Consider the following 9235-nt stretch of genomic DNA (forward strand, 5'->3'; position numbering starts at 1 on the left):
ATCCAGCGAGCTCCGGGAAGACCTCCGCGCAGCAATGAAAGACTCATTGCAGCATTGCGCGGAATTTCGAGGGCGGTGAATAGTCTCGGCATGGCGAGCTCCCCGAATCTCTTGCAGATGTCTTAGCGAATCACGCATCGAGTCTGCACGCAACTGGTATTTGACGCTTACGAATATTAACGTTCTCTTAACTGTGGACGATGTCATCACTCCGTCTTATTCAACGTCGCCAGGAAACGTTCGACCACCGGCAATGCCTTGTCGACCATCACACCGACACCGTCGCCGTTCGGATGCATGCCGTCGTCGAGCTTGAGCTTTGCCTCGGTCACCACGCCGTCGAGAAAGAACGGGTAGAGTTCCAGCCCGTACTTCTGGGCCAGCTCCGGATAGATCGGGTTGAAGCGGGCGGCATAGTCGGCACCCATGTTCGGTGGCGCCATCATGCCGACGAGCAGCACGGCGACACCGCGGTCCTTGAGGCGGGTGATCATCGCCTCGATGTTCTTGCGGGTTGCTTCCGGCGCGATGCCACGCAGCGCGTCGTTGGCGCCAAGTTCGAGGATCACGCCTTTCGTGCCGTCGGGCACCGACCAGTCGATGCGGGAAAGGCCGCCCGACGAGGTGTCGCCGGAGACGCCGGCATTGGCGATCGTCACGTCGATGCCCTTGTCCTTCAGCGCCTTCTCAAGTCGTGCGGGGAACGCGTCCTCCGGGGGCAGCTGATAGCCCGCCATCAGGCTGTCGCCGAAGCCCACGAGGCTGATCGTTTCGGCACGCGCCGCCTGCGATAACGCAAATGTCATCATTGCCGCCAAGAAAAGCCGTTGAAATCCTTTTAATGCCATGGGCCTGTTCCTAAATCCCGAATGCCGTTTTTCCGTTCATCATCTCGTTTCATATAGGGTTGTTTCGTTTGGCCAGCACCATCATCGAACTTAAAAATGCGGATCTGACCCTTGGGACCGCTGCGGCCTCGGTGCATGTGCTGAAGGACATGAACTTGACGATCGAGGCCGGCCAGTCCGTCGGCATCGTCGGCCCGTCCGGCTCGGGCAAGTCGACGCTTCTGATGGTGCTTGCCGGGCTCGAGCGTCTGGACAGCGGCGAGATCGTCATCGACGGCACGCCGCTGCACCGTCTCGACGAGGACAGGGTTGCGGACTTTCGCGGACGCAATATCGGCATCGTCTTCCAGTCCTTCCACCTCATTCCCAACATGACGGCGCTTGAAAACGTCGCCGTCCCGCTCGAACTCGCCAATGTTGCCGGCGCTTTCGAGATCGCGCGCAAGGAACTCGTTGCCGTCGGCCTTGGCGAGCGGCTCAGCCACTATCCGGGCCAGCTCTCGGGTGGCGAGCAACAGCGCGTGGCGATCGCAAGGGCATTGGCGCCCTCGCCGAAGCTTTTGATCGCCGACGAACCGACCGGCAACCTCGATGCCGAAACCGGACGCCAGATCGCCGATCTGCTTTTCGCCGAACAGCGTGACCGTGGCATGACACTCGTGCTGGTGACGCATGATGCTGCCCTTGCCGACCGCTGCGTGCGTCAGGTGCGCGTGCGCTCCGGCGAGATTGTCGCCGGCGGCGAAGTCGAGCCGCTCGCGTCCATGCCGCGCCAGGATGTGGCCTCGGCATGAGCAGCGCCTCCTCCTTGCGACTTCAGCCGCTGCTTGCCTTGCGCCTCGCCTTGCGCGAGATGCGCGGCGGCCTCAGGGGCTTTTACATCTTCCTCGCCTGCATCGCACTCGGAACGGCGGCGATCGCCGGCGTCAACTCGCTGTCGCAGTCGATCACCGCGACGATCGCATCGCAGGGGCAGGCCCTCCTTGCCGGCGACATCCGCTTCGAGCTCAACAATCGTGTGGCCACCTCCGAGGAGCGCGCCTATCTCGACGGCCTCGGTCAGGTTTCGGTCTCGGCGGGGCTGCGCTCGATGGCCCGGATGCCGGACGGTTCCAATCAGGCGCTGGTCGAACTGAAGGCCGTCGACGCCGCCTATCCGCTCTATGGTGCGCTGGAAAGCGAGCCGGCACGCCCCTTGCACGATATTCTGTCGCGAGACGGCGCGGTTTTCGGCGCCGTCGTGGCGCCGCTGCTGCTCGATCGCCTCGGTGTGAAGGTCGGGGACGAGGTTCTCATCGGCAATGCCCGCGTCCGCATCGACGGCACGATCCTGCGCGAGCCGGACGCACTCTCCGACGGCTTCGGTTTTGCGCCGCGGCTGATGGTCTCGGCCGAGGCGCTCGTCGCGTCCGGTCTGGTGCAGACCGGGAGCCTCGTCGAGCATAGCTACAAGGTCAAGGTTGCCGATCCGAACCGGATCGCAGCCATTCGGGCCGATGCCGAAAAGCGTTTTCCGGCCGCCGGCTGGTCGATCCGTACCAGCGGCAACGCGGCACCTGCTCTGACGGCCAACATCACCCGCTTCTCCCAGTTCCTGACGCTGGTCGGCCTGACGGCGCTGATCGTCGGCGGCGTCGGCGTCGCCAATGCGGTGCGCGCCTATCTCGATGCCAAGCGCAGCGTGATTGCGACCTTCAAGTGCCTGGGCGCGCCGGCCTCGCTCGTGGCGATGATCTACCTGGCGCAGATTCTGATGATCGCGTCGATCGGCATTGTGATCGGTCTGGTGCTTGGCGCCCTCATTCCGTTCGTTGCGGCCCAGTTCCTGGTCGATTTGCTGCCGATCTCCACCGCCTTCCATCTTTATCCGGGTGCCCTTGGCCTTGCCGCCCTTTTCGGCGTGCTGACGGCGCTGACCTTTGCCATCCTGCCGCTTGGTCGGGCGCGCGCCATTCCGGCAACCGCGCTCTTCCGCCAGCAGGGGCTTGACCCTTCGGGCTTGCCGGCATGGCCTTATCTGCTCGGCGCGGCCGCCTGCCTTGCGGCGCTGGCGGGTCTGGCGATCTGGACCGCTTACGATCGCACCATCTCGCTCACGTTTCTTGGCGCGATCGCCTTTGCGTTCGTCGTGCTGCGCGGCGTCGCGCTTGCGATCGCCTGGCTTGCGCGCCGCAGTCCGCGGGTCAATTCGCCGGCGCTGAGGCTCGCGATCGGCAACATTCACCGTCCGGGCGCGCTGACGTCTTCCGTGGTGCTGTCGCTCGGACTCGGGCTGGCGCTTCTGGTGACGCTGGCGCTGATCGACGGCAATCTCAGGCGCGAATTGACCGGCAGCATGGCGGAGCGCGCGCCGAACTTCTTCTTCGTCGACATCCAGAGCAACGAGATCGAAGGCTTCCGTGCCGTTCTCAATCAGACGATACCCGAGGGCAAGGTCATCGAGGTGCCGATGCTGCGCGGCCGGATCGTCGCCTTCAACGGGGAGGACGTGAGCAGCCGCAACGTGCCGCCGGCAGGGCAGTGGGTTCTGCGTGGCGACCGGGGCATCACCTATGCCAAGAACAAGCCGGAGAATTCGACGCTGTCGGAAGGCGGCTGGTGGCCGGCCGACTATAGCGGCGAGCCGCTGGTGTCCTTCTCGGCGGAAGAGGCCGGCGAGCTGGGCCTGAAGATCGGCGACACGGTGACCGTCAATGTGCTCGGGCGCAACATCACCGCCAGGATCGCCAACTTCCGCAATGTCGAGTGGGAATCGCTGTCGATCAATTTCGTCATGGTGTTTTCGCCCAATACCTTTGCCGGCGCGCCGCACGCCTGGCTGGCGACGGTGATCGATCCGGGCGCGACGCCGCAGGAAGAGGCTGCCGTTCTGAAGGCCGTCACCAACGCCTATCCGACCATCACCAGCGTGCGCGTGAAGGACGCTCTCGACATTGTGAACGGTCTGCTCGGCCAGCTGGCAACGGCGATCCGGGCGGCGGCCGCCGTGGCGCTCGTCGCGTCGGTGCTGGTGCTTGCCGGGGCGCTTGCCGCCGGCAACAGGGCGCGCGTGCACGACGCGGTCGTGCTGAAGACGCTGGGTGCGACGCGCTCGACGCTCATTCGGGCCTTCAGCTACGAATACGCAATCCTCGGGGTTGCAACGGCGGTTTTTGCGCTGTTTGCCGGCGGTGTCGCCGCCTGGTTCGTCGTCAGCCGCATCATGACGCTGCCGTCGAACTTCCTGCCCGACGTCGCCATCGTGACGGTCGTCGCCGCGCTTGTCATGACGGTTGGCATCGGTCTTGCCGGGACCTGGCGCATTCTCGGACAGAAGGCGGCACCGGTCCTGCGTGAACTTTGACGGGGCCGAGTTAACCGTAAAACCCTGTCACACAAGGCCTGAATCAGCCCGGTCCCATCGAATCCGGAGGCTTCGGGTCTTGTACCCAACGGGTTTCGGCATCATATTTGTCCACAGGCATGCTGGAGCTCCGCAGCGGCGCCTGGGCGTGGAAGCAAGTCTTCCCAAGCGAAACACGCCGCCCGACACCGTAACTTCCACCGGAGCTTAAATGAGGAAACAATGGCTGATCTGAGAAACTACCAAACCCGAATGTCGCCCGCCGGCGCTCAGGCGGGTGCCGTGATCGACGAAGGCCTTCGCGCATACATGCTGAAGGTCTACAACCTGATGGCGCTCGGTCTGGCAATCACTGGTGTCGCCGCCTATCTGACGTTCCAGATGGCGTTTTCGGGTGGCCAGCTGACCGCCTTCGGTGCTGCGATCTATACCAGCCCGCTGAAGTGGGTGGTGATGCTGGCGCCGCTGGCGATGGTCTTCTTCATGAGCTTCCGCATCAATAGCATGAGCGTTTCTGCCGCGCAGACGACGTTCTGGGTCTATGCGGCCCTGATGGGCCTGTCGCTGTCGTCGATCTTCATGGTCTATACCGGCCAGAGCATCGTACAGACGTTCTTCGTGACCGCAGCTTCGTTCGGCGCCCTGTCGCTCTACGGCTACACCACGAAGAAGGACCTGTCCGGCATGGGCTCGTTCCTGATCATGGGTCTGTTCGGCGTGATCCTGGCGTCGATCGTCAACATTTTCCTTGGCTCCGCGCCGCTCGCCTTCGCGATCAACGTGATCGGCGTGCTGATCTTCGCTGGCCTGACTGCCTACGACACGCAGAAGATCAAGGAAATGTACTTTGAGGCCGATGACGGCACCGTTGCCGGCCGCAAGGCGATCATGGGTGCGCTGACGCTCTACCTCGACTTCATCAACATGTTCATGTTCCTGCTTCAGTTCATGGGCAACCGGAACAACTAAGCTTGAAACGACAGACGGAAAAGGCGGCCTCGGCCGCCTTTTTTGTTGCCGGAATCCGGCTTGATCGGATTGCGTCTCCATGGGAGTGATGGAGGACGAGCCCTCCAGATCGAGCCGGCACCCCATGTCCCTGACCCTTCGCGACGCCACCCTCGCCGACCTTGCGGCCATCACCGAGATCTACCGCGAGTCGGTCCTGAACGGCGTCGCCACCTATGAAATCACCCCGCCGTCGGAAGCGGAGATGCGAACCCGCTTCGAAACCATCATCGGCTACGGCTACCCCTACATGGTGGCGGTGGACGGGAACGGTTCGATTGCCGGCTATGCCTATGCGTCCGGTTTCCGCACGCGCACGGCCTATCGCTTCCTCGTGGAAGACTCGATCTACCTTTCGCCCGACGCACGCGGCAAGGGCGCCGGAAAGGCGTTGCTTGCGGAGCTCGTGCGGCGCTGCACTGAACTCGGCTTCCGGCAGATGGTCGCGGTGATCGGCGGCGCACATCCGGCCTCGATCGCCGTGCACCGGGCTGCCGGATTTCAGCACCAGGGAACGATGAAGGCGACCGGGTTCAAGCACGGCCACTGGCTGGACACTGCGATCATGCAGCTGGCGCTTGGCGAGGGTGAGACGAGCGATCCGCCGGAAGACGTCTACCCGGATTCACTCTACAGGGGCTGACGTCCACGCGCTGGCCGAGTTGACGGCTCAGGCCTTGCATCCTTGAGACCGGTGAGCGGAGCATGCCAAGGCGCCCAACCGTGGCACCAGGTCGGCCGCAAAGCATGCGCCGCCGCTCGTGATGGCACATGCGACAAGGATCCGGGCAACCACGCGCGAAGGATCACCTCGCGATCCGCGTCAGGTTTCCACCAGCCGCAAGACCTTGTCGAACACCTTCAGGACCTGCGTCAGCTCATGGCCGCGCTTGAGAATGGTGCCGTGGACGTTGAGGACGCTGAAGGCGCCCTGCTTTGCCGCAAGCTTCGGGTTCTTTTCGATCCGATAAAGCGGCATCTCGCCCGAGCGCTTGAACACGGAAAAGACCGCGCGGTCCTTCAGGTGGTCAATCGCATAATCCCGCCACTCGCCTTCGCCGACCATGCGGCCATAAACCCAGAGGATCTGGTCGAGTTCGCGGCGATGAAAAGTAACGGGGAGAGGGTCCTTGGCGTTCCTGTATTCGTGAAGATCGACAACCACATCCGACGTGGTGTGGCGCTGATGTCGCGCCTCGCCTTGCGGCAAGTCCGGCTCATCGGTCATCGGCAATCCGGCCTTCTGTTGTGACAGAACGATAACAGTGTGCCTGACACGAGCCGAAAAGCAAGCTGGAAGGATTGGGACGATGAGGTCATTTCTTGCCTCTGCCCCATTTCAGTCAAATCGCCGCCCCAATTCATCGCAAAACTCGCGGGCGCTGACGGACAGAGTCGTTGCCACCGTATGTCCGGTCAGATCGTCATGCTGCGAGCGTTCCACGCCCGCAGCCATGGCCGGTTCGGTCCGGTAACTTCGAACCCTCAGCCCCAGCCCCTCGATGCTGCCGGGCCGAACCACCCCCTACAGCGCCGCGCGTCTTACGAGAAGCGCATAGCTCGCTGTAGACCTTCGAATTTCTGCATGTTTCCTTAAATCGGCTGCGATCAAGGGCAACATGCGTGCCGCGGGCAGCTGCTACAGCTTGCCCTGCGGACCGGCGAGCACCGCCGTCGCACCGATGATCGCGCCCGGCGTTTCCTTGTCCTTCATCGACTGCAGCAGAATGGCGCAGCCGGAATTCCCCGGCCGTTCGGTCAGAACGGTCGCCGGAAGCGTAAAGGTCGCCGGCTTTCCATCCCACATGCCGATCGTCTGAATGTCGCGCACGGCATGCCAGTAGGGGATTTCCTTGCCGATATTCTCGCCCTTCTCCATCTTCACGACCTTGGCGCGGTCGAAATAGACGACGACGACATTGGCCTTGCCGATGCCACTGCCGATCTCGATCTTGATTTCTTCACCCTGGATCTTCGCTTCGACGGGAACGGCAAGCCCCTTGCCCTCCGCCTTCATTGCCTCGAGCCGCGTCTTGATCGCCTGAAGGTTGCCACCGTTGAGGTGATCACGGCCATTGAGGATCGCCTGTGGCGTATAGACGCCGTTGCGGCCGAGCATGCGGGCATAGGCGTATTGGCGCTCGGTGTTTTCCTTCGATGCCAGCGTGTCGGCCCAGCCGAGGTAGTTCCAATAGTCGACGTGATAGGCGAGCGCCACGACATCGCCTTCGTCGACCAGCTTCTTCAGTGCCGCATCCGCCGGCGGGCAGGAAGAACAGCCCTGGCTGGTGAACAGCTCCACGACACCCTTGATCGCTTGCCCGTCCTGCGCCTTGGCTGGCGCCCCAGCGACTGCAAGGAGCCCAAGGGCCAATGCAACGGGGCGAATGAATGAACGGTCTGCGGATGTCATGGCTTCACTTCATTGTCGGCCGGCGGCCTGCTCCTTCAAGGGGGAGTTCACTACATACGACGGCGCTCCATCAACGGGAAGTCACGTTGGAGTGAGATCGCAGGTGAGCGCCGCCGCCGACCTTGCAAGAGGCCGGCGATACCGCAGGAAAAAGCCGGGGCACCTTTCGGCGCCCCGGCTCGTCGATGTCGTCAGTTCGCGGCCGATCAGGCGGCGAGGTCGCGCAGAACCGTCTGCAGGATGCCGCCGTTGTTGACGTAGGTGACCTCGTCCAGCGTGTCGATGCGGCAGATCAGCGGCACGTCCTTCACGCTGCCGTCGCCATAGATCACCTTGGCGACACGCTTTTCGCGCGGCTGGACATTGGCGAGGTTCTCGATCGTGACGATCTCGTCGCCCTTGAGGCCGAGCGTCTCCCAGGTCGTGCCTTCCTCGAAGACGAAGGGAATGACACCCATGCCGACCAGGTTCGAGCGGTGGATACGTTCGAAGGACTGCGCGATAACGGCCTTGACGCCGAGCAGGTTGGTGCCCTTGGCAGCCCAGTCGCGCGACGAACCGTTGCCGTATTCGACGCCGGCGAAGATGACGAGCGGAACGCCCTCTTCCTTGTACTGCATGGCCGCGTCGTAGATCGACATCTCTTCCTTCGACGGATAGTGGATGGTGTAGCCACCTTCCTTGCCGTTCGGGCCGAGCATGTGGTTGCGGATGCGGATGTTGGCGAAGGTGCCGCGCATCATCACCTCATGGTTGCCGCGGCGCGTGCCGTACTGGTTGAAGTCGGCAACGCCGACCCCATGACCGATAAGGTACGTGCCGGCCGGCGAGGCCGCCTTGATCGAACCGGCCGGCGAGATGTGGTCGGTGGTGATCTTGTCGCCGAAGAGACCGAGCACGCGGGCGCCCTTGATGTCGGAAATGCCCGATCCGGACTTACCCATGCCGACAAAGTAGGGCGGGTTCTGCACGTAGGTCGAACCGTCGTCCCAGGCATAGGTCTGGCCCGGAGGAACCTGAACGGCCTGCCAGTTCTCGTCACCCTTGAACACGTCGGCGTACTTGGTCGCGTAGAGTTCGCGGGTGACGTACTTGAAGATGAACTCCTGGATCTCCTTGGAGGTCGGCCAGATGTCCTTGAGGAAGACGGGCTTGCCGTCCCTGTCTTCGCCGAGCGGCTCGCTGGTCAGGTCCTTCTGCACGGAACCCGCAAGCGCGTAGGCGACGACGAGCGGCGGCGAGGCGAGGTAGTTCGCCTGGACATCCGGCGAAATGCGACCTTCGAAGTTGCGGTTGCCGGAGAGAACGCCGGCGGCGATCAGACCCTTGTCGTTGATCGTCTTCGAGATCGGCGCCGGCAGCGGGCCGGAGTTGCCGATGCAGGTGGTGCAACCGAAGCCGACGAGGTTGAAGCCGAGCGCGTCGAGGTCCTTCTGCAGGCCGGACTTGGCGAGGTATTCGCCAACGACTTGGCTTCCCGGAGCCAGCGAGGTCTTCACCCACGGCTTGGACTTCAGGCCCCTGGCAACGGCGTTGCGGGCAAGCAGGCCGGCCGCGATCAGCACCGACGGGTTGGAGGTGTTGGTGCAGGAGGTGATCGCCGCGATGGCGACGTCGCCATGG

At 63.1% G+C, this 9235-nt stretch carries 8 protein-coding genes and 1 pseudogene; 4 read left to right on the plus strand and 5 right to left on the minus strand.

Features of this window, described 5'->3' with window-relative positions:
- Together VGO12_RS14240 and VGO12_RS14245 are read right to left on the minus strand one after the other, a co-directional pair.
- Positions 1-92: pseudogene (locus VGO12_RS14240) on the minus strand (RNA 2',3'-cyclic phosphodiesterase); the annotation flags it as partial.
- A 114-nt stretch (positions 93-206) separates the two neighbouring features.
- Positions 207-848 carry an arylesterase gene (locus VGO12_RS14245; protein ID WP_414650724.1) on the minus strand — a complete coding sequence of 214 codons (642 nt, stop codon included), beginning with the start codon at positions 846-848 and terminating at the stop codon, positions 207-209.
- Positions 849-916: 68 nt separating this feature from the next.
- Between VGO12_RS14245 and VGO12_RS14250 the strand changes: the two genes are divergently transcribed.
- The 4 genes from VGO12_RS14250 (at position 917) to VGO12_RS14265 (ending at position 5842) form a co-directional block, all read left to right on the plus strand.
- Positions 917-1642 carry an ABC transporter ATP-binding protein gene (locus VGO12_RS14250; protein ID WP_327513405.1) on the plus strand — a complete coding sequence of 242 codons (726 nt, stop codon included), beginning with the start codon at positions 917-919 and terminating at the stop codon, positions 1640-1642.
- Positions 1639-4191 carry an ABC transporter permease gene (locus VGO12_RS14255; RefSeq protein WP_327513406.1) on the plus strand — a complete coding sequence of 851 codons (2553 nt, stop codon included), beginning with the start codon at positions 1639-1641 and terminating at the stop codon, positions 4189-4191. The genes VGO12_RS14250 and VGO12_RS14255 overlap by 4 nt, the downstream gene beginning before the upstream one ends.
- Positions 4192-4413: 222 nt before the next feature.
- Positions 4414-5160 carry a Bax inhibitor-1/YccA family protein gene (locus tag VGO12_RS14260; RefSeq protein ID WP_327513407.1) on the plus strand — a complete coding sequence of 249 codons (747 nt, stop codon included), beginning with the start codon at positions 4414-4416 and terminating at the stop codon, positions 5158-5160.
- A 124-nt stretch (positions 5161-5284) separates the two neighbouring features.
- A complete protein-coding gene (locus tag VGO12_RS14265; protein ID WP_327513408.1) occupies positions 5285-5842 on the plus strand; it encodes an N-acetyltransferase family protein in 558 nt (185 codons plus the stop codon).
- Between the two features lie 180 nt (positions 5843-6022).
- On the opposite strand, the gene VGO12_RS14270 is transcribed toward VGO12_RS14265, so the two are convergent.
- From VGO12_RS14270 to acnA, 3 genes are all read right to left on the minus strand, one after another.
- On the minus strand, positions 6023-6427 hold the full coding sequence (locus tag VGO12_RS14270; protein WP_327513409.1) for a DUF2794 domain-containing protein: 405 nt from the start codon (positions 6425-6427) through the stop codon (positions 6023-6025).
- A gap of 411 nt (positions 6428-6838) precedes the next feature.
- The gene (locus tag VGO12_RS14275) at positions 6839-7612 is read right to left on the minus strand and encodes a thioredoxin family protein (RefSeq protein WP_327513410.1); all 774 of its coding nucleotides are present in this window, start codon (positions 7610-7612) and stop codon (positions 6839-6841) included.
- 206 nt (positions 7613-7818) lie between these two features.
- The coding region (gene acnA / locus VGO12_RS14280) for an aconitate hydratase AcnA (RefSeq protein WP_327513411.1) at positions 7819-9235 on the minus strand (1417 nt) is incomplete at its 5' end.

Origin of the sequence: Ensifer sp. (assembly GCF_035999135.1) — a bacterium.
Classification (GTDB): Bacteria; Pseudomonadota; Alphaproteobacteria; order Rhizobiales; family Rhizobiaceae; genus Ensifer.

Excerpts from the sequence above, each read along its gene's own strand:
- VGO12_RS14270 (WP_327513409.1), bottom strand. The coding sequence starts at position 6,427 with ATGACCGATGAGCCGGACTTGCCGCAAGGCGAGGCGCGACATCAGCGC.
- VGO12_RS14255 (WP_327513406.1), top strand. The coding sequence starts at position 1,639 with ATGAGCAGCGCCTCCTCCTTGCGACTTCAGCCGCTGCTTGCCTTGCGC.
- VGO12_RS14245 (WP_414650724.1), bottom strand. The coding sequence starts at position 848 with ATGGCATTAAAAGGATTTCAACGGCTTTTCTTGGCGGCAATGATGACA.
- VGO12_RS14275 (WP_327513410.1), bottom strand. The coding sequence starts at position 7,612 with ATGACATCCGCAGACCGTTCATTCATTCGCCCCGTTGCATTGGCCCTT.
- VGO12_RS14265 (WP_327513408.1), top strand. The coding sequence starts at position 5,285 with ATGTCCCTGACCCTTCGCGACGCCACCCTCGCCGACCTTGCGGCCATC.
- VGO12_RS14260 (WP_327513407.1), top strand. The coding sequence starts at position 4,414 with ATGGCTGATCTGAGAAACTACCAAACCCGAATGTCGCCCGCCGGCGCT.